At 63.1% G+C, this 18917-nt stretch carries 16 protein-coding genes; 11 read left to right on the top strand and 5 right to left on the bottom strand.

Annotated elements, in window-relative coordinates; all coding sequences use genetic code 11:
* Positions 1-44: 44 nt before the first annotated feature.
* Together YUO_RS0118100 and YUO_RS41005 are read left to right on the top strand one after the other, a co-directional pair.
* Positions 45-1961, top strand: coding sequence for an SDR family NAD(P)-dependent oxidoreductase (locus YUO_RS0118100; RefSeq protein ID WP_028348562.1), 1917 nt, complete (start codon positions 45-47; stop codon positions 1959-1961).
* 55 nt (positions 1962-2016) lie between these two features.
* The gene (locus tag YUO_RS41005) at positions 2017-3261 is read left to right on the top strand and encodes a glycosyltransferase family 4 protein (protein WP_051379511.1); all 1245 of its coding nucleotides are present in this window, start codon (positions 2017-2019) and stop codon (positions 3259-3261) included.
* On the opposite strand, the gene YUO_RS0118110 is transcribed toward YUO_RS41005, so the two are convergent.
* Both YUO_RS0118110 and YUO_RS0118115 read right to left on the bottom strand, forming a co-directional pair.
* Positions 3209-4231, bottom strand: coding sequence for an MraY family glycosyltransferase (locus YUO_RS0118110; RefSeq protein ID WP_028348563.1), 1023 nt, complete (start codon positions 4229-4231; stop codon positions 3209-3211). The genes YUO_RS41005 and YUO_RS0118110 overlap by 53 nt on opposite strands.
* Before the next feature lie 21 nt (positions 4232-4252).
* The gene (locus tag YUO_RS0118115; RefSeq protein WP_028348564.1) at positions 4253-5212 is read right to left on the bottom strand and encodes a lysylphosphatidylglycerol synthase transmembrane domain-containing protein; all 960 of its coding nucleotides are present in this window, start codon (positions 5210-5212) and stop codon (positions 4253-4255) included.
* 181 nt (positions 5213-5393) lie between these two features.
* Between YUO_RS0118115 and YUO_RS0118120 the strand changes: the two genes are divergently transcribed.
* The 7 genes from YUO_RS0118120 (at position 5394) to YUO_RS0118150 (ending at position 14847) form a co-directional block, all read left to right on the top strand.
* Entirely contained in the window at positions 5394-6383 is a 990-nt protein-coding gene (locus YUO_RS0118120; RefSeq protein ID WP_028348565.1) for an NAD-dependent epimerase, read from the top strand.
* Positions 6384-6390: 7 nt separating this feature from the next.
* On the top strand, positions 6391-7803 hold the full coding sequence (locus YUO_RS0118125) for a mannose-1-phosphate guanylyltransferase/mannose-6-phosphate isomerase (RefSeq protein ID WP_028348566.1): 1413 nt from the start codon (positions 6391-6393) through the stop codon (positions 7801-7803).
* Positions 7804-7975: 172 nt separating this feature from the next.
* The gene (locus YUO_RS0118130; RefSeq protein WP_028348567.1) at positions 7976-8992 is read left to right on the top strand and encodes a Gfo/Idh/MocA family protein; all 1017 of its coding nucleotides are present in this window, start codon (positions 7976-7978) and stop codon (positions 8990-8992) included.
* Between the two features lie 27 nt (positions 8993-9019).
* Positions 9020-10171, top strand: a complete 1152-nt coding sequence (locus YUO_RS0118135) for a DegT/DnrJ/EryC1/StrS family aminotransferase (protein ID WP_028348568.1) — start codon at positions 9020-9022, stop codon at positions 10169-10171.
* A gap of 111 nt (positions 10172-10282) precedes the next feature.
* Positions 10283-11824, top strand: coding sequence for a murein biosynthesis integral membrane protein MurJ (gene murJ, locus YUO_RS0118140; RefSeq protein WP_028348569.1), 1542 nt, complete (start codon positions 10283-10285; stop codon positions 11822-11824).
* Between the two features lie 162 nt (positions 11825-11986).
* Positions 11987-14296, top strand: coding sequence for a xanthine dehydrogenase family protein molybdopterin-binding subunit (locus YUO_RS0118145; protein ID WP_028348570.1), 2310 nt, complete (start codon positions 11987-11989; stop codon positions 14294-14296).
* Between the two features lie 104 nt (positions 14297-14400).
* Positions 14401-14847 (top strand): c-type cytochrome, encoded by a 447-nt coding sequence (locus tag YUO_RS0118150; RefSeq protein WP_028348571.1) that lies wholly within the window; start codon positions 14401-14403, stop codon positions 14845-14847.
* A 212-nt stretch (positions 14848-15059) separates the two neighbouring features.
* Here YUO_RS0118150 and YUO_RS0118155 read toward each other — a convergent pair whose 3' ends face one another.
* A complete protein-coding gene (locus YUO_RS0118155; RefSeq protein ID WP_028348572.1) occupies positions 15060-15482 on the bottom strand; it encodes a CHRD domain-containing protein in 423 nt (140 codons plus the stop codon).
* 169 nt (positions 15483-15651) lie between these two features.
* Between YUO_RS0118155 and YUO_RS0118160 the strand changes: the two genes are divergently transcribed.
* On the top strand, positions 15652-16581 hold the full coding sequence (locus YUO_RS0118160; RefSeq protein ID WP_028348573.1) for a c-type cytochrome: 930 nt from the start codon (positions 15652-15654) through the stop codon (positions 16579-16581).
* Between the two features lie 21 nt (positions 16582-16602).
* Here YUO_RS0118160 and YUO_RS0118165 read toward each other — a convergent pair whose 3' ends face one another.
* Positions 16603-17397, bottom strand: a complete 795-nt coding sequence (locus tag YUO_RS0118165) for a J domain-containing protein (protein ID WP_028348574.1) — start codon at positions 17395-17397, stop codon at positions 16603-16605.
* 249 nt (positions 17398-17646) lie between these two features.
* A complete protein-coding gene (locus YUO_RS0118170) occupies positions 17647-17892 on the bottom strand; it encodes an Lrp/AsnC ligand binding domain-containing protein (RefSeq protein WP_028348575.1) in 246 nt (81 codons plus the stop codon).
* 133 nt (positions 17893-18025) lie between these two features.
* On the opposite strand from YUO_RS0118170, the gene thiD reads away from it, so the two are divergent.
* Positions 18026-18826 carry a bifunctional hydroxymethylpyrimidine kinase/phosphomethylpyrimidine kinase gene (thiD, locus tag YUO_RS0118175; RefSeq protein WP_028348576.1) on the top strand — a complete coding sequence of 267 codons (801 nt, stop codon included), beginning with the start codon at positions 18026-18028 and terminating at the stop codon, positions 18824-18826.
* The last annotated feature ends 91 nt before the right edge of the window (positions 18827-18917 follow it).

Consider the following 18917-nt stretch of genomic DNA (forward strand, 5'->3'; position numbering starts at 1 on the left):
GGACGCCCCGCGAATCCCCCTCGTTCCCGCAGCCGGCCAATGGAATGACACCTCTTTCGCAACTGACCCGTCGCAATTACCTGATCGCAGCGCATGATGCGTTGGTGACTGCGCTTGCGCTGCTCGCAAGCTTCTATCTGCGATTCGAGGGCGGCGAGGCCTTCTATGCCCGCCTGCCGCTGCTGTTGAAGATCTTACCGCTGTTCGTCGCCTTCAGCGTCGTTATCTGCTACGTCTTCAATCTGACGACGACGAAATGGCGTTTCATTTCGCTTCCCGATGCACTGAATATCCTGCGCGTGGCGACCCTTCTGGCGGTAACGCTCGTCGTGTTGGACTATGCCTTCATTTTCGCCGCATCGAACGGCAAGACGCCGGTGCTGTTCGGCCGTGTCACCATCGTTCTCTACTGGTTTCTGCAGGTGTTCGCGCTGAGCGCGCTCCGCTTCGGATATCGCTATTTCCGTTACACGCGGGTTCGCCGCCATGCCCGGACCGAAGGCGCGTCGGCGACGCTGTTGATCGGCCGCGCCGCAGACGCCGAGGTGCTGTTGCGCGCGATCGAGAGCGGCGCAGTCAAGCAGCTTTGGCCGGTTGGCGTGCTGTCGCCGTCGGCCGCGGACCGCGGGCAGTCGATCCGCAACGTGCCGGTGCTGGGCGGGATCGACGACGTCGAGGACGTGGTCCGCGATTATGCCGGGCGGGGAAAGCCGATTTCGCGGGTCGTCATGACGCCGTCGGCGTTCGAGCCCGAGGCGCACCCCGAGGCTGTTCTGATGCGGGCCAAACGGCTCGGGCTGTTCGTCAGCCGCCTGCCGTCGCTCGAAAGCGGCGACGTGCCGAGGCTGACCAATGTCGCCGTCGAAGACCTTTTGCTGCGGCCAAGCGAGAAGATCGACTACGCGCGGCTTGAAACGCTGGTGAAGGGCAAATCGGTGATCGTCACCGGCGGCGGCGGCTCGATCGGTTCGGAGATATGCGACCGCGTCGCGACCTTTGGCGCTGCGCGGCTATTGGTGATCGAGCACTCGGAACCGGCGCTTTACGCCGTTACGGAAGCGCTGACGGCACGCGGGGCCAATGCCGCCATCGAAGGCCGGATCGCCGACATCCGCGATCGCGACCGGATCATGGGCCTGATGCGGGAGTTCAAGCCCGATATCGTGTTCCATGCCGCAGCGCTGAAGCACGTGCCGATCCTCGAGCGCGATTGGAGTGAGGGCGTCAAGACCAACATCTTCGGTTCGGTCAACGTCGCCGACGCAGCGCAGGCGGCCGGCGCCGAAGCCATGGTGATGATCTCGACCGACAAGGCGATCGAGCCGGTCTCGATGCTGGGACTGACCAAGCGCTTCGCCGAAATGTATTGCCAGGCGTTCGACCACGACCTGATGACCCAGTCGGAGGGCAAGCCGCACATGAGGCTGATCTCGGTGCGGTTCGGCAACGTGCTGGCCTCGAACGGATCGGTGGTGCCGAAGTTCAAGGCGCAGATCGAGGCCGGCGGTCCTGTTACGGTGACGCATCCGGACATGGTCCGGTATTTCATGACAATCCGCGAAGCCTGCGACCTCGTGCTGACCGCAGCCACGCATGCGCTGACGCCGGCGCGGCCCGACGTCTCTGTCTATGTTCTCAACATGGGACAGCCGGTCAAGATCGTGGAGCTTGCAGAGCGGATGATCCGCCTGTCCGGCCTCGAACCGGGCGTCGACATCGAGGTCGTGTTCACCGGCATGCGGCCGGGCGAGCGGTTGAACGAGATCCTGTTCGCCACCGAGGAGCCGCCGGTCGAGATCGGGGTCGCCGGCATCATGGCGGCGAAGCCGAATGAGCCGCCGATGCAGACCCTGCGCAAATGGCTTGCGGCGCTGGAGGATGCAATCGCGCGGGATGACCGCTCCACCATCCGTGCGGTGCTCAAGGATGCCGTGCCGGAATTCGGATCGAACGCCGCCTGATTTTGGGCCTCGCCCGGTCGGTCCCCGCGGCCGTTCGGGCCCTTCGGAAGCCATGATGCAGAAGTCCGGAAAAGTCGTCGTCGTCAGCCAGCATTATCCGCCCGATCCGAGCACGACGGCGGCGATCATGGCCGCGATTTCCGACCGCGTGGCGCAGGAGGCCGAGGTGCTGGTGCTGTCGGGAACGGCGGGCTCGGCGATATCGGCGCAAGCGGGCAAGCCTGAGGTCGTCGAGGTCAAGAACTGGATGCCGGGCAAGGGCGCGCTGGGAAAGCGCGCCGTGGCTGAATTGCTGTTCACGGTCCGGATGTTTTTCGTGCTGCTGGCGAGGTTGCGGCGCGGTGATGTCACGCTGACCGTGCCGGCGCCCTTCATGCTGCCTTACGCTTTTGCCGCCGCGGCCAAATTGAAAGGCGCGAGATCGGCGCTGATCATGCACGATCTCTATCCCGACGTCCTCGTCATGGCTGGCCTGTTGAGGCCGCAGTCGATTGTGGCGAAGGCGATGCGCGCCTTGAACGCGCCGATGTTTCGCGCGCTCGATGCCGTCGTCATCATCGGCCGCGACACCGAGAAGCTGCTGCTGCGCTATGGCGGAATGACAAGCGACAAGATCCGCTTCATTCCGAACTGGGCGACACTTGCGCGTGGCGTTCGCGCGGTCGACCCGGGCAATCCGTACCGCCGGTCGCTTTCCGCCCGCTTCGTCGTCGGACTGTCAGGCAATCTCGGCTTTACCCACGATCCCGTCATCGTGTTCGAAGCGGCGCGCCTGCTGCGCGACGACAAGGATATCCACTTCCTGCTGTCGGGCTGGGGGATCGGGTTCGACCAGTTGAAGGCCATGCAGGCTGAGGCAAAGCTCCCGAACGTTACCCTGGTCGATCGCGTCGAGGAGGAGCAGCTAGAGGCGTTTCTTTCGGCGGCGGACGTCTGGATCATTCCCTACCGCAGGAACGTCGCCGGCGTGTCGGTGCCCAGCCGATTCTACAATCTGCTGGCGATCGGCCGTCCGGTGATCCTGGTTTCCGAAGCGGATGCCGAGGCGGCGCTGACGGTCATCGAGCACGATGTCGGCTGGGTGGTGGAGCCCGGCAACGCCGGCGAACTGGCGAAAACGGTCAGCCGCGCCGCCCGGGCCGACGACCCACAGCGGGCAGAACGCGCGGCCGAAATCTCCAGGCGTTTTGATTTTGAAATCGCCATGGCCAACTATTGCGGCCTGATCCGCGAGCTCTTGCAGAAGACTAGCCGGGGGACGGGCGCCGGCGCGAGAAGCGGTGCATCAGGAACGCCGTGACGATGCCGCCTGCAACGAAGAGTAGGATTGCGATTGCCGTCGACGACGTCATGACCGAGCCGATTGCGAACGCAGCGAGCAGGATGTTGAGCGCGAATACCTCGCTCACCACGCGCGATACCGAAAAGCCGTTGTCGGTGGCGCGCTGATAGAAATGGCTGCGATGTGCCGCCCAGAACGGTTCGCCCCGCGCGATGCGGCGGAACAGTGTGACGGTGGCATCGGCGAGATAGTAGAGCGGCAACAGCAGGGCGGCCGCGACTTGCTGGTGCCAGGCGAGCTGCAGCAGACACCAGCCAACGAGCAGGCCGATCGGCAGGCTGCCGACGTCGCCGAGAAAGATTTTCGCTACCGGCCGATTGAAGGGCGCGAAGCCGAGCATCGCGCCGAACAGCGCTGCGGCGGCGACCGTCGTTGATGCCGGAAGTCCGCCGAGCCAGCCGAGCAGAACGAGTGCGCCGGTGATGGGCACGATCTCGGCGACCGTCATCAGGTCCAACCCGTCCATGAAATTGACGAGGTTCACGAACCACAGGCCTGCGAGGATCAGGAGGCCGCGCTCGAGCCAAAGCGGGCAGGCGGGAACGATCCTCAAATTTTCGGGCGCGGCCAGGATCACCGCGGCGACGGCAAGCCCCTGCAGCAACAGTCGCGGCAGAACGGGAATCGATTTGACGTCATCGGCGATGCCCACGGCCCCAATGAACAGCGTCGCGGCAAATACAGCGACGGGAATCTTCATCTCCGCTGCCCCGGCAAACACGATGACCGCAACAGTAGTGATCAGCGTGGCCATGATCACCGCGATGCCCGCGCCCTGCGGCGTCGGAATCCCGTGGGAAGAACGCGCGTTCGGTTTTGCCAGTGCTATCCGCAAGAGCAGCGGCCGGAGCGCCCATGTCAGGACGGCTGACAACAGCGCCGCCAGCACCGCGGCGGCAAACGACAACAGTAGTTGCGAATTGGCCATTCTGTCTGCGCTGGGAGAAGATTATTTGGGAACTTCAATGGGCGCCGTGCCCTGCGCGGCCTTCTCGGCGCTCAAGATCCAGACCAGTCCGCCGATCAAACCGACGACGAAGGATACCGCGCCATAGAGCAGGGAGATGTTGACGCCCTCGTTGGCCATCAGGCCGGCATATCCGAACGCCAGCCCCATGGTGGCCTCGCGGACGCCCCAGCCGGCAATCGAAATCGGCAGCATGGTGATCAGCATCACCGGCGGAACAAGCTGGAAGATCTGGCCGAACACCACGGGGGCGGCGATCGACTGCACCACGCACCAGGCGATCACGACGGCAAGCACGTGCACTAATATCGACAGCACCGCGACTTTCGGGCCGTGGGTGCGGCTGAACAGCACGCGATTGGCGATCACCGAGCAGGCGTGGATGTGATGGGTGCCCCACCAGTGCTTCAGCCACGGCCACCGCAGCCTGCCGAGCAGGAGAAATCCGAGGCCACCGGCAAGCGCTGCGAAATCGACGAACAGCAGCGCCGACCTGCCATGGGGATCGGTGATCAGCCGATAGCTCCACGGCAGGCTCGCAACGATGACGACCGCGAGCGCGATCAGGCCGATGGCACGATCGACGAAGATGGAATAGGTCGCCGCCCGCCAGCCGGCGCCGTTGCGCGCGACGAGCCATAGCCTGACCGCATCGCCGCCGATCGAGGACGGTAGCGTCTGGTTGAAGAACATCCCGATCACGTTGAAGCGCATCGCCTGCCGGGTCGGCAGCGGAGCGCCGCATTCCGCACCGATCTCGCGCCATCGCAACACGCCGACGAATATCTGCAGGAACGTCACGGCAATCGCCACGCCGAGCCAGCCGAGGCTGGAAACGTCGATGCGGGCCGCGAGGTCGGCGAGGTCCACCTTGCGCAACGAAAAATACAAGAGCGCCGCCGAGACCAGTATCTTCAATGTCGAAAGCAGGATTCGGCGCATCTCGCCCGTGCCGGGTTTGAGGAGAGGGTGCAAAAAGCGGTGCAATTCGGCGCCTTGGTATGGTTTTCGGGCCGATCTGGCAATAGCGGGGCTGGTAGGTGTTGCGGTGGCCTCGGCAACGCAGGTAAAGAGGCCCAGCGACAGAAATTTCAGCCATTGAGCGGCGCCTTCCAAGGATACGATGCCGGATCAACCCATATTGGTCACCGGAGCTGCGGGTTTCATCGGCTTCCACGTTGCGCGCCGGCTGCTGGCCGAAGGCCGCGCCGTGGTCGGCCTCGACAATCTCAACGACTATTACGATCCGGCGCTGAAACGGGGGCGGCTCGATATCCTGCGCGGGGAGCAGGGTTTTGCGTTCGAGCAGATCGATCTCGCCGATCGCGCGTCAATGGAACGCCTGTTCGCCAAACACCGCTTTCCAAGCGTGGTACATCTCGCAGCCCAGCCCGGCGTGCGTTATTCGATCGATCATCCGCACGCCTATGTCGATGCCAATCTCGCAGGCTTCGTCAACGTGCTGGAAGGCTGCCGGCATCATGGATGCGGCCATCTGGTCTATGCCTCGTCCTCATCGGTCTACGGCGCCAACGCCAAAATGCCATTTTCGGTGGAGGACAAAACCGACCATCCGATCAGCCTCTATGCCGCCACCAAGAAGGCCAATGAGCTGATCGCGCATTCCTACAGCCATCTCTACCGTCTTCCGGTAACAGGCCTGCGGTTCTTCACCATCTATGGGCCATGGGGACGGCCCGACATGGCGGTTTACCTGTTTACCAAGGCGATCGTGGAGGGTACCCCGATCAGGCTCTTCAACCATGGCAGGATGCGACGCGACTTTACCTATATCGAGGACGTGACGCGTGCCGTCCTGCGACTGGTCGACCAGGCCCCGCGCGACGGCGGGCAGGGCGCTGGGGCGCCGGCAAAAGTTTACAATGTCGGCAATAATCATCCGGAAGAGCTGACCCATGTGGTAGCGGTTTTAGAGCGGGAATTGGGCCGCGCGGCGGTCAAGGAGATGTTGCCGATGCAGCCCGGAGATGTGACCGAGACTTTTGCTGACGTAACCGAACTGATGCGCGACACCGGCTTCAGGCCGCAGACTTCGATCGAGGAAGGGCTTCGCGACTTCGTTGCCTGGTATCGCGACTACCATAAGATTTGAGGCGCCGATGAACCGACGAATTATTCCTCTCATCATGTGCGGCGGCGCCGGAACGCGGCTGTGGCCGGCCTCGCGCGAGGTTCATCCCAAGCAGTTCCTCTCCCTGTTCGGCGCGCGTTCGACGTTCCAGGATACGCTGTTGCGGGTTTCGGATGCTGGTCTGTTCGAACGGCCCGTCATCATCACCAACAATGCCTATCGCTTCATGGTGCTCGAGCAACTGGCGGAGATCGGACTGGAAGCCGATGTGCTTCTGGAACCGATGCGGCGCGATTCCGGGCCTGCGATCGCGGCAGGCGCTGCCTTTGCGCAGGCGCGCGACAAGGATGCCATCGTGCTGGCGCTCGCCGCCGACCACGTGGTGCGCGACACGCCCGCTTTCCTCGCCGCCTGCCGCGAGGGGCTGGCTGCCGCGGAAGCCGGCCACATCGTGACGTTCGGCGTGCAGCCCGAACGCGCCGCCACCGAATATGGTTACATCAATCCCGGTGAGGTCATTTCCGGCAAGGTTCGCGCAGTCGCGAAGTTCGTCGAGAAGCCCGATCCGGCAACCGCGGCCGATTACGTCAAGTCAGGCTATCTCTGGAACAGCGGCAACTTCATGTTCCGCGCCGCGGTGCTGTCGGATGAGTACGGCAAGGTCGATGCGGACAGCGTCCAAGCCGTCACGGATGCAGTGACGAAGGCAGGCACCGACCTCGGCTTCGTCAAGCTCGACGAGGGCGCGTTCGGATCGGCGAAATCGATCTCGATCGACTATGCGGTGATGGAGAAGACCTCGCGTGCCGCGGTCGTGCCGGTCGCGTGCGGCTGGTCCGATGTCGGCTCCTGGCATGCGGTGTGGGAATTGTCCGGCAAGGACGGCGAGGGCAACGCGGCGCGCGGCGCAGCCGTGTTTGAGGATTCGCGCAATTGCAACGTATCGACTGATCGCGCGCTCGTCGCGCTCGAAGGCGTCGACGACCTCGTGGTGGTCGCCACCCAGGACGCCGTGCTGGTGAGCCGGCAGAAGGATGCCAACGGGCTGAAGCGGCTGGTCGCGAAACTGAAGACAGTGGCGCCGCAGGTGACGGAAGACCACATCAGGGTGCATCGGCCCTGGGGATCCTATCAGTCGGTCGACAATGGCGATCGGCATCAGGTCAAGCGCATCATCGTCAAGCCGGGCGGGCGGCTGTCGCTGCAGAAACACCACCACCGCGCCGAGCACTGGATCGTGGTGCGCGGAACGGCGCAGGTGACGGTCAACGAACTGGTCAAGACCGTGCACGAGAACGAATCGATCTACATCCCGATCGGCGCGGTGCACCGGTTGGAAAACCCGGGCAAGATCCAGCTCGAGCTGATCGAGGTCCAGACCGGCAGCTATTTCGGCGAGGACGACATCATCCGCATCGAGGACGACTACCAGCGCAGTTGAGCAGACCGTAGTTCTACCGAGTCGACGGTTGTAATTGTTTGAATCAAAACGTGTCCGAAAACCGCCGATCGCGTTCGCCACATCTGTGATGGCGTGCTAGAGAACCGCCGGGGATACTACCGGCGCGGTTCTGCCTAGAATCTGCCTAGAATCTGCTTGGGGTCGACAAATCATGAGTTCCAAAGGGTCCGCATTCGAGGCGAAGGCCGATGCGAAACGCGGCTTGCGCGTCGGCGTGGTCGGCGCGGGTGTGATGGGCAGCAACCATGCCCGCGTGCTGGCCGGTCTGCCCGGCGTGACGCTGGTCGGCATTGTCGATCCGTTGCCCGAGCACCGCGCCCGCGCCACCGCGCTCGCTGGCTGCCGTGCGTTCGCCGAACTCGACGAGCTGTTTGACGAGGGCGTCGATGCCATTACGATCGCGGCGCCGACCCATCTCCATCACGAGATTGCGCTCGCCTGCATCACCCGCAACATCCACCTCCTGGTCGAGAAGCCGGTGGCCTCGACCGTCGAGGAAGGGCAGGACATCGTCAATGCGGCGCGCAGTGCCGGCGTGACGCTGATGGTTGGCCATGTCGAGCGCTTCAATCCGGCGGTCGCCGCGATCAAGCAGGCGATCTCGGGCGAGGACATTCTTTCGATCGGCATCACCCGCGTCGGACCGTTTCCGCCGCGGATGTCCAATGTCGGTGTTGTGATCGATCTCGCCGTCCACGATATCGACCTGATCCGCTGGTTCACCGAGTCCGATATCGTCGAGGTGCAGCCGCAGCTTTCCAGCGCGGTTGCCGAGCGCGAGGACATCGCGCTCTTGCAATTCCGCACCGCCTCCGGCGTGCTTGCCCATATCAACACCAACTGGCTGACGCCGTTCAAGGCGCGCAGCGTTACGGTCGCAACCCGCGGCAAATATGTGATGGGCGATCTTTTGACACGGCAGGTGACCGAGTGCTTCGGCTTCAAGCCGGACGGCAGCTACTCGATGCGGCATCTGCCGGTCGGCCATGATGAACCGCTGCGCGCCGAGCTGATCGCATTCCTCGATGCCGTCCGCACCGGCAATATGCCGGCGGTTTCCGGCGACGAGGGCGTCGCCAGTCTTGAAATCGCCATTCGCTGCCTCGAGCAGCCTGCCAAGCCCGCGGCCTCCGCCACGCGCAAGGGACCGCGCCGTATCGCCGGCTGAATTCCTTCCAGAACCGAGCAAGGCTCCATGAACCAGCACATGCGTCCAGAACCCGTTCCCTTCGCTGATATCGCCGCGCAGCGCCGCCGGCTCGGCAAATCGATCGATGAGGCCGTTGCCCGCGTGCTCGATCACTGCCAGTTCATCAACGGACCGGAGGTCACCGAGCTGGAAGCTGCGCTGGCAAAATTTTGCGGCGCCAAGCATGTCGTGAGCTGCGCCAGCGGCACCGACGCGCTGCTGATGGTGCTGATGGCGAAAAATGTCGGCCCAGGCGATGCCGTGCTGTGCCCGTCCTTCACTTTTTGCGCGACCGGCGAGGTGGTGGTGCTGACTGGCGCCACGCCCGTCTTCGTCGATGTCGATGAGGTGACCTTCAACATCGACCCCGGCTCGCTCAAGCGCGGCATCGTGACGGCGCGGCAGCGTGGCCTGAAGCCGCGCGCCATCATTCCGGTCGATCTGTTCGGACAGCCGGCCGACCAGGACGCGATCAGCGCCATCGCCGAAGCCGAGGGCCTGTTCGTGCTCAACGACGCCGCCCAGAGCTTTGGCGCCAGCTACAAGGGCCGCCGGCTCGGCACCTTCGGTCTGGCGACCACCACCAGCTTCTTTCCCGCAAAGCCGCTCGGCTGCTTCGGCGACGGCGGCGCGATCTTTACCGACGACGATGCGCTGGCCGAAACGCTGCGCAGTATCCGCGTCCACGGCCAGGGCTCGGACAAATACGACAATGTCCGTATCGGGCTTACCGCGCGGCTCGATACCATGCAGGCTGCGATTCTGATCGAGAAGCTGAAAATCTTCGAGGACGAGATCGCGGCGCGCAATGTGGTCGCGGAGCGCTATGCAAGGGGCCTCGGCAATGTTGTGACGGTGCCGCGTCTTGCCAGCGGCTGTAGCTCGATCTGGGCGTGCTATACGATCCGCCTTCCCAAGGGCACGGACCGTGACCGCTTCGCTGCCGACCTGAAGGCGCAGGGGATTCCGACCGCGATCTATTACACGAAATCGATGCATCAGCAGACCGCCTATCGCGATTTCCCAGTCGCGGGTGGCGGACTGCCGGTATGCGAGAGCCTGTCCGCCGACGTCATCAGCCTGCCGATACACGCCTATCTCGACGAGCTGACGCAGGAGCGGGTCATCAAAGCCGTACGCGGCGCGCTTCAGGCGTGATCCCGACCCGAAGCGCCGCGTCGGCAAAGTGGGCCGGTTTCGGTCAACATCATGGCTAAGCTGCTAGCGGACTGATTTCCCCGCTTTGCGAATATGCGCTAGAAGCAGCGCATGCTCGGACGCATCTTCACCGTCGGCGGTTATACGCTGCTTTCGCGGCTGACCGGATTCGCGCGCGATATCATGCTCGCCGCGATTCTCGGCGCAGGCCCCGTCGCGGACGCGTTTTTCGTGGCGCTGCGGCTGCCCAATCATTTTCGCGCTATCTTCGCCGAAGGTGCCTTCAACGCTGCCTTCGTGCCGGCTTACGCGCATCTGCACGGCAAGGGTGAAGCCTCGGCGCGGCTATTCGCCGATCGCATCTTCACGCTGCTGTTCGCCGTGCAGGTGATCCTGCTCGTCCTGGCGTGGTGGTTCATGCCGGAGGTGATCGCCATTCTCGCGCCGGGGTTCAAGGACGACCCGGTGCGTGGCGAGCTGGCGATTTCGCTGACACGGATCACGTTTCCGTATTTGCTGCTGATCACGCTGGTGACGCTGTACGGAGGCATGCTCAACGTGATGCATCGCTTCGCCAGCGCTGCCGCCGCGCCGATCTTCCTCAATCTGTCGATGATGGCGACGCTGGCGCTGGCGGCGTTCTTTCCGGGCGCGGGTTACGCAGCGGCATGGGGCGTTCTGCTCGCCGGCATCCTCGAGTTCCTGCTGCTGGCGGGCGATGCGGCAAAGACCGGCATCCTGCCGAAATTCGCTTCGATCAAATTCGACGAAGACGTGCGCGCGTTCTTCCGGGCGCTGGGGCCTGCGACCATCGGCTCGATGGGAACGCAGATCGCGTTGTTCGCCGATACGATCATCGCGACCTTTCTGCCGGCAGGCGCGCTTTCGGCGTTGTATTACGCCGACCGTCTCAACCAGTTGCCGATCGGCGTGATTGGAATCGCGATCGGCACCGTGCTGCTGCCGGAAATGTCGCGGCGCCTCACGGCAAACGATATTACCGGTGCATCCGCCGCGCAGCGGCGCGCATTCGAATTCTCGCTGCTGTTTTCAGTGCCCTTCGTCGCCGCCTTCCTCACCGTGCCTGACGTGATCATGCGCGCGATGTTTGCGCGCGGCGCGTTCTCGAACGCGGACGCGGTGGCTGCCGGCGCCACGCTGGCCGCTTACGCAATCGGACTCATCCCGTTCGTGACCATCCGTAGTGCGGTAGCGACCTTCTATGCCCGTCATGACACCGCGACGCCGGTCAAGGCGGCGCTGACCGGCGTTGCCGTCAACGTCGCGCTGAAGGTCGCGCTGATGGGCGCGCTGGCGCAAATCGGCCTGGCGCTCGCCACCGCCATCGGGGCCTGGGTCAATCTTTTGCTGGTGCTCGCCTTCGCGGTGCGGGCGGGCTACCTCGAACTCGATCGCGCCTGGATGACGTCGCTCGCCAAGTTCGCCGCGGCCGGTATCGTGCTCGGCGGCGCGCTGTGGGCCACCGCGCGATTCGCGAGCGTCTATTTTGCGCAGATGCACACGTTCCGCGATGAGACCGTGTTGGCGTTGCTGATTGCATCCGGCGCGTTCGTGTACGGGGTTTGTATCCTGCTGCTGTTCGGCAGGGGGTGGCTGTTCTCGCTCCTCCGCGATCGCCAATCCTCGCGCTAAATCTCTATAGTTAAACGAAAAATTCCGACGAACCGCCCGGACGCAGCTCCGCGTGATCCGCATTGCGCCGCAACCACGAATTCGTCGGGCGAAAGCGGTTTGCGCTGAGCCGACAACCGCTGCAATATGGCGGCCGCTCTAAACACCGGGAATGGAGATACGATGGCAGCTCCCATCAAGTTCGGCGTCGGTCAAAGCGTTCTTCGCAAGGAAGACGACGCGCTCATTCGCGGCAAGGGCCGCTATACCGACGACCATTCGCCACAGCCGGCGTTGCACGCGCTGATGCTGCGCTCGCCGCATGCGCACGCGAAATTCACCCTCAACGTCACTAAGGCCCGCGGGATGCCGGGCGTAGCGGCGATCTTGACCGCCGACGACGTCAAGGATCTCGGCGACCTGCCGTGCCTATTCAACTTGGAAGTCGATCCGTTCACCGGCCCGCCCTATCCGATTCTTCCCAAGGACGAGGTGCGCCATGTCGGCGACGCCGTCGCCTTCGTGGTCGCCGACACCATCGACCAGGCCCGTGACGCGATCGAGGCGATCGATGTCAACTGGACGCCGCTTCCGTCGGTGGTCGGCGTCGTCAACGCCGTGAAGAAAGACGCGCCGCTGGTCTGGCCTGACAAGCCCGGCAACGTGCTGTTCGACGTATCGATCGGCGACAAGAAGGCGGCTGAGGCCGCCTTTGCCAAGGCGCATGCGATCGCCGAGATATCGATCGTCAACCCGCGCGTCATCACCAACTTCATGGAGACGCGGGCCGCGGTCGCCGAATACGACGCCAAGCGCGATCATCTGACGCTGACCATCGGCAGCCAGGGCAGCCATCGCTTGCGCGAAATCCTGTGCGGCATGGTGCTGAAGATTCCGATGGAAAAGATGCGGGTGATTTGCCCCGACGTCGGCGGCGGCTTCGGCACAAAACTGTTTCCCTATCGCGAGTATGCGCTGATTTCGGTGGCGGCGCGCAAGCTGCGCAAGACCATCAAATGGACCGCCGATCGCTCCGATCACTTCATGGGCGACGCGCAGGGCCGCGACAACGTCACGACGGCTAAGATGGCGTTGGCCGAGGACGGCAAATTCCTCGGCATGGACGTCGATCTGATGGGCGACATGGGCGCCTATCTCTCGACCTTTGGGCCCTACATCCCGCATGGCGGCGCCGGCATGCTGCCCGGGCTCTACGACATCCAGGCCTTCCACTGCCGCGTCCGCACCGTGTTCACCAATACCGTGCCGGTCGACGCCTATCGCGGCGCCGGGCGCCCCGAAGCGGCCTATGTGGTCGAACGTCTGGTCGACGCGGCCGCGCGAAAGCTCGGCATGACGCCTGACGCTATCAGGCGCAAGAATTTCATTCCGCCGAAGGCGATGCCCTACAAGACCGCGACCGGAAAGGTCTACGATTCCGGCGACTTCACCGCGCATATGAAGCGCGCCATGGAAGTCGCCAACTGGAAGGAATTTCCGAAGCGCGCCAAGGCGGCGAAGAAGCAAGGTCTTGTGCGCGGCATCGGCATGTCCTGCTATGTCGAGATCTGCGGCACGATGGGCGAGGAGACCGCCAACGTCGCGCTCGATCCCAACGGCGACATCAACATCCTGATCGGCACGCAGTCGAGCGGGCAGGGCCACCAGACGGCCTATGCACAACTCGTCGCCGAACAGTTCGGCGTACCTCCGGAGCGCGTTCACGTCCTGCAGGGCGATACCGACAAGATCCCTACGGGCCTCGGTACCGGCGGCTCGTCGTCGATTCCGACCGGCGGCGTCAGCGTCGAGCGCGCCACCCGCGAGCTTGGCAATAAGCTGAAGGAGATCGCAGCCGAAGCGCTGGAGACCAGCGCCGGTGATCTCGAGATCAGCAACGGCCTCGTGCGCATTGCCGGCACCGATCGCTCGATCAGCTTCGCCGACCTCGCAAAACGCCCAGGTGTCGATCCCTCGAAACTGAATGCGAGCGCGACCTTTGCGCAGGCGGACGGCACCTATCCGAACGGCACGCATCTCGCCGAAGTCGAGATCGATCCCGCAACCGGCATCATCAGAATCGTCAACTATGTCATCGTCGACGATTTCGGCGTGACGCTCAATCCGCTGCTGCTCGCCGGTCAGGTGCATGGCGGCGCGATGCAGGGCATCGGTCAGGCCTTGATGGAGCACGCGGTCTACAGCGCGACCGACGGTCAGCTCGTCACCGGCACCTTCATGGACTATGCGGTGCCGCGCGCTTCCGACGGCCCGTCATTCCATTTCGAAACGCACAATGTGCCGTGCACGACCAATCCGCTCGGCGTCAAGGGCGCGGGCGAGGCGGGCGCGATCGGTTCCTGCCCCGCAGTGGTCAATGCGATCATCGAGGGCCTGTGGCGCGAGTACAAGATCGACCACATCGACATGCCGGCCACGGCGGAACGGGTCTGGATCGCGATCCGCGAGGCGCAGAAACGGCATAATCTCTGATATTTTATCGCATGCGGAATGATGCGCCAAATGCGGTGTTTGCAAACAGCCGGTCTGCACCATCTTGGGGCCGGTACAAACCCGAATTGAAGGGAATTTTGCCAATGAAGCGGATCGTCGTCGTCGCAGCCGTGCTTGCATTCAGTGCCGGTGCGGTCGTTGCACAGCAGGACCAGGTCAAGCGGACCCAGGCTATGATGAAGGACAATGGCAAGAACGCAGGCGCGTTGTCGGCGATGGTCAAAGGCGAAAAGCCTTACGACCAGTCGACTGTCAATGCCGCGCTGGCCCAGTTCGATGACACCGCCAAGAACCTTCCGACGCTGTTCCCCGAGAGCATGAAAGGTGTCAGGCTCGAGGGTGATTACGACCCCTCGCCGAAAATCTGGACAGACAAGGCCGGCTTCGAGTCCCAAATTAAGAGTTTCGCCAAGGTCGTCGCCGATGCGAAGGGCAAGGTCAAGAATCTCGACACGCTCAAGGCGGAATTGCCCGTCATCGGCAAGCAGTGCAGTGGCTGCCACGAGACATACCGGATCAAGAAGGGCTGATCGCATTATAACTTTGAGCATGATCTCCGCGCAAACGCGTTCCGCGTTTGTCGCGAGGGAAAGCCGCTACACATTTTTCCGGATCAGGCTGTGACCTCACAAAAGGGCGGACGCCGCGAAGCGTCCGCCCTTTTGTGTTACCTTTTCTTGTTTCTTGTTTACTCGCGTTCGAACCTACCTACTTCGTCACCAAATTTACTTGGTGACTTGATTTATTTGGTTACCTGACCGCGGATTTCGCCGCCCGGATTGGCTGCGGTGTGGATGTTGATGTAGTACCTGCCCGCCACGAGATCTGCGGCCTGCGCATCGGTCAACGTCGCGCTGCCCTCGACCGGGCTCGATGTCGCATTGGGAATGGCGACAGCGACACCGGCATTCTTGCCAGCTTCTGCGGGCCCGTGGAAATGAGCGGCGGTGGCAGGGCCGGACAGGCCGGAATAGGAGAGCTTCCAGCTCAGCTTCTTGCTGGCGGGATCGTAGTCGATGTCGGCGGTACCCTTCGCCGCGCTTGTGTTGGGCGGCACCTGGGTCTTGCCGTCGAGTGTCGCCTTCATCTTGTCGGCAGACGCGGGTCCGGAAAAAGCAATCGCTGCCCCCAACGCAAGCGTGACAAGCATGGTCTTGTTCGACATGGTGTTCCTCCCTGTGGACGTCAAAACGGCGATGTCAGCCTCAAAACAACGCCTTTGCGAATTTATTCCCGAAACGCAGACAAAGGCTCGAAATTTCGCAGAAGCCTATGGCGCAAAGTGCGTCCATACTGGTTGTTGAGTTTGGGACTCCCTGACAACGGATCAGTGAATGCTGCGACGAATTCTCCTTGGCTTGATTTTGGCTGGCGTCGCCGGCGCCGGTGTTTTCTGGTGGCTCACGATCCCGGCGGTGGTTGCCCCAGCCTTGCTTCCTCCCCGCACGCCGAACCTTGCCAACGGCGTTGCAACGTTCAATGCCGGAGGCTGTTCCTCCTGCCATGCCGTTCCCAACCAGCCCGATCGGTTGAAACTGGGCGGCGGGCTCGCAATGCCGTCTCCGTTCGGGACGTTTTACGTTCCCAACATCTCGTCAGATCCCACCTACGGCATTGGCCGCTGGAGCGAGGCTGATTTCGTGACGGCGGTGCTCAAGGGGACGTCGCCGGACGGCGAGCATTATTTTCCGGCCTTTCCATATACGTCATACCAGAACGCGAGCGTCGACAACGTGCGCGATCTCTTTGCCTATCTGAAGACGCTTCCAGCGGTGGCCGGCAAGACGCGCGATCACGACGTGCCGTTTCCATTCAACATCCGCCGCAACATCGGCGTCTGGAAATGGTTGTTCATGGACGGAAAGCCTCACATAGCCGACGCCTCACATTCGGCGTCGTGGAATCGCGGAGCTTACCTCGTCAACGGTATGGGCCATTGCGCCGAGTGCCACAGCCCGCGCAATTTCCTCGGCGGCATCGTCGAAGCGCAACGCTTCGCAGGCGGGCCTAACCCGGAAGGAGAGGGCTGGGTACCCAACATCACCCAGAAAAGATTGGAGGAGTGGAGCGCGAAGGATATCGCCTACTTCCTCGAAACCGGGCAAACGCCGGATGGCGACAGCGCCGGCGGATCGATGGTGCGCGTGATCAAGAACACCTCGCAATTGCCGCCGCAAGATCGCGATGCCATCGCGGAGTATGTCAAGTCGCTGCCGCCGGTCGAAGGACCGCCGCGGCCGAAGAAGGACGCAGAAAAGTCGTGACAGAAATAGCTTCGCGCGCCGTCAAGGCGTAATGGCCGCGGGGATCGGTTGTCGCGGTTCCGGCAGGGTGGGCACGATCGTCAATGGCTTGCGCGGCACGGGCGCGGCAGTCTTGGTCCGTTTCAAATCCGCGGCACGTTTGGCCGACGCAATGTCGGCGAACGAGCGATCGGAATCACCCATCTGGTACAGCACGACGCCGCGATCGAAATAGGCGGTTGCGAAGCGCGGATAATATTGAACGCCCAAATTGTACGTGGCGAACGCCGGGACAGGCTCGAAGCGGCCGATGGGGGCCGCGCCCGATTCCTTGGCCGCGGGTACTGCGGAGGCGAGCGCGACCGCTCCGCCGGTCAAACCCTCTCCACCGGGCTGGATGCGCGGTTCGTCCTGCGCCGGAGCGTCGGCCTGCATGGCCGCAACTTGCTGCACGCCGCGGCTGTCCTCCGGCATTTCTGCGGCGCCCGGTGGTTTTGAAAACAATCCGAACACGGTGTAGCCGCCGACCAGCACCGCGGAAATGATCGTTGCCGCCATCGTATTGGAGGCGACCTTTCGTACGGTCTCGTATGTCTGGACCGCCTTCGTGGCAGGCGGCTGCAGCGCAATGGCGAGCAACTGATCGTAGGTCGCGCGCTGCTCGGTGTCGGTCAGGATGTCATAGGCGCGCATGAGTTCCCGGAACCTCAGCGCGGCCTCGGGATTGTCGGGATTGATATCGGGATGGGTCGCCTTCGCGGCCTTGCGGAATGCCTTCCGCAACTCCTCGGCGTCATCACTCGGAAGCGCTCCGAGCAAATCGTACAGCGTCCCCATGGTGGTACTCGCGACCGTTTCCCCCTCGGACCGTCCCCGCCGCGGAACTTCCGATTGACGACGCCCTAGATAATCAAAAATATCAAGGCGATAGCATGATCCCCTTATGGCAAAAGCATGCCATGGTTAACGTCGTTAACCATCCGTTGCGGTCAGGGCGCTCAATTGGCGTGGCAGGCGGGCAGGGCAGGCAGCCCCTCCATCACAGGCGGGCCTACGGCCGCGCCGGGGACGCGGTCTTAAGTGTGCCTAACCCGCGCCGAACGCCTTGAAGGTGATGATGGTGTGGGTGTCCTGGATACCCGGAATCACCTGCACCCTCTCGTTGACGAAATGGCCGATGTCGGTGTCCTTATCGACGTAGAACTTGACCAGCAGATCGTAGTCACCGGCAGTGGAATAGATCTCCGAGGCGATCTCGGCCTCCGCGAGCGCATTGGCGACGGCATAGGATTGGCCGAGTTTACACTTGAACTGGACAAAGAAGGGAACCATCGCTGTCGTCTCCCGAATTGGTTGGTCCCAATAGGCCAAAAACCGCCGATAATGGCAAGCCAGCTTGCTGCCCATGCCGTGGCGCGGTAGGAGATTCCATGGCCTTCGACATACGACTTGCACGAGGCTTGCGATGACGGCGCCGATCGCGCTGACCATCGCCGGCTCCGATTCCTCCGGCGGCGCCGGTATCCAGGCCGACCTGAAGACGTTTGCCGCGCTCGGCGTCTACGGCGCCTCCGTGATCACGGCGCTGACCGCACAGAATACCGAGGGCGTCAGCGGCATCCATCAGGTGCCGGCGGAGTTCGTGACCGCGCAGATCGATGCGGTGTTTTCCGATCTCGACGTCGGAGCGGTCAAGATCGGCATGGTGGCGCAGCCATCGATTATCGACGCCATCGTCGCCGGCCTCAAGCGCTGGTCGCCGAAGCATGTTGTGCTCGATCCCGTGATGGTCGCAACCTCCGGCGACCGGCTGCTGGCTGCAGAAGCGGTCGAGTCGCTCAGGACCAAACTCATTCCGGTTGCTTCGGTCATAACGCCCAATTTGCCTGAGGCCGCCGCGCTGCTCGACGAACCGGTGGCTGCGGGTGAGGCCGCCGTCGAAAGCCAGGGCAGGCGATTGCTTGCCATGGGGTGCAAGGCGGTGCTGATCAAGGGCGGCCACGGGGAGGGCGCCGAGTGCATCGACTATCTGATCGGCACGAGCGGCACCATCGCGCTGGCCGCGCCGCGCATTGCGACGAAAAACACCCATGGCACCGGCTGCTCATTGTCCTCGGCGATTGCGGCGGAGCTCGCGAAGGGCGAAGGCATGGAAACCGCCGTGCGTAACGCCAAGGCGTGGGTTAGCGCTGCGATTGCGGCGGCAGATCGCTTCAGCGTCGGCCGCGGTCACGGCCCGATCCACCATTTCCATAAGTTTTATTAGCCGTCGTCCCTACGAACGCGCCGCGGCTCATCCGTTGAATTACGGGAATAGCTAACGTCCAGGACAATTGAACCTGGTGGTGATGGGATCC

This window comes from Bradyrhizobium murdochi (genome assembly GCF_000472965.1).
GTDB lineage: Bacteria > Pseudomonadota > Alphaproteobacteria > Rhizobiales > Xanthobacteraceae > Bradyrhizobium > Bradyrhizobium murdochi.

Coding starts and splice junctions, on each gene's coding strand:
- YUO_RS0118100 (WP_028348562.1), top strand. CDS start 45: ATGACACCTCTTTCGCAACTGACCCGTCGCAATTACCTGATCGCAGCG.
- YUO_RS41005 (WP_051379511.1), top strand. CDS start 2,017: ATGCAGAAGTCCGGAAAAGTCGTCGTCGTCAGCCAGCATTATCCGCCC.
- YUO_RS0118110 (WP_028348563.1), bottom strand. CDS start 4,231: ATGGCCAATTCGCAACTACTGTTGTCGTTTGCCGCCGCGGTGCTGGCG.
- YUO_RS0118115 (WP_028348564.1), bottom strand. CDS start 5,212: ATGCGCCGAATCCTGCTTTCGACATTGAAGATACTGGTCTCGGCGGCG.
- YUO_RS0118120 (WP_028348565.1), top strand. CDS start 5,394: ATGCCGGATCAACCCATATTGGTCACCGGAGCTGCGGGTTTCATCGGC.
- YUO_RS0118125 (WP_028348566.1), top strand. CDS start 6,391: ATGAACCGACGAATTATTCCTCTCATCATGTGCGGCGGCGCCGGAACG.
- YUO_RS0118130 (WP_028348567.1), top strand. CDS start 7,976: ATGAGTTCCAAAGGGTCCGCATTCGAGGCGAAGGCCGATGCGAAACGC.
- YUO_RS0118135 (WP_028348568.1), top strand. CDS start 9,020: ATGAACCAGCACATGCGTCCAGAACCCGTTCCCTTCGCTGATATCGCC.
- murJ (WP_028348569.1), top strand. CDS start 10,283: ATGCTCGGACGCATCTTCACCGTCGGCGGTTATACGCTGCTTTCGCGG.
- YUO_RS0118145 (WP_028348570.1), top strand. CDS start 11,987: ATGGCAGCTCCCATCAAGTTCGGCGTCGGTCAAAGCGTTCTTCGCAAG.
- YUO_RS0118150 (WP_028348571.1), top strand. CDS start 14,401: ATGAAGCGGATCGTCGTCGTCGCAGCCGTGCTTGCATTCAGTGCCGGT.
- YUO_RS0118155 (WP_028348572.1), bottom strand. CDS start 15,482: ATGTCGAACAAGACCATGCTTGTCACGCTTGCGTTGGGGGCAGCGATT.
- YUO_RS0118160 (WP_028348573.1), top strand. CDS start 15,652: ATGCTGCGACGAATTCTCCTTGGCTTGATTTTGGCTGGCGTCGCCGGC.
- YUO_RS0118165 (WP_028348574.1), bottom strand. CDS start 17,397: ATGGGGACGCTGTACGATTTGCTCGGAGCGCTTCCGAGTGATGACGCC.
- YUO_RS0118170 (WP_028348575.1), bottom strand. CDS start 17,892: ATGGTTCCCTTCTTTGTCCAGTTCAAGTGTAAACTCGGCCAATCCTAT.
- thiD (WP_028348576.1), top strand. CDS start 18,026: ATGACGGCGCCGATCGCGCTGACCATCGCCGGCTCCGATTCCTCCGGC.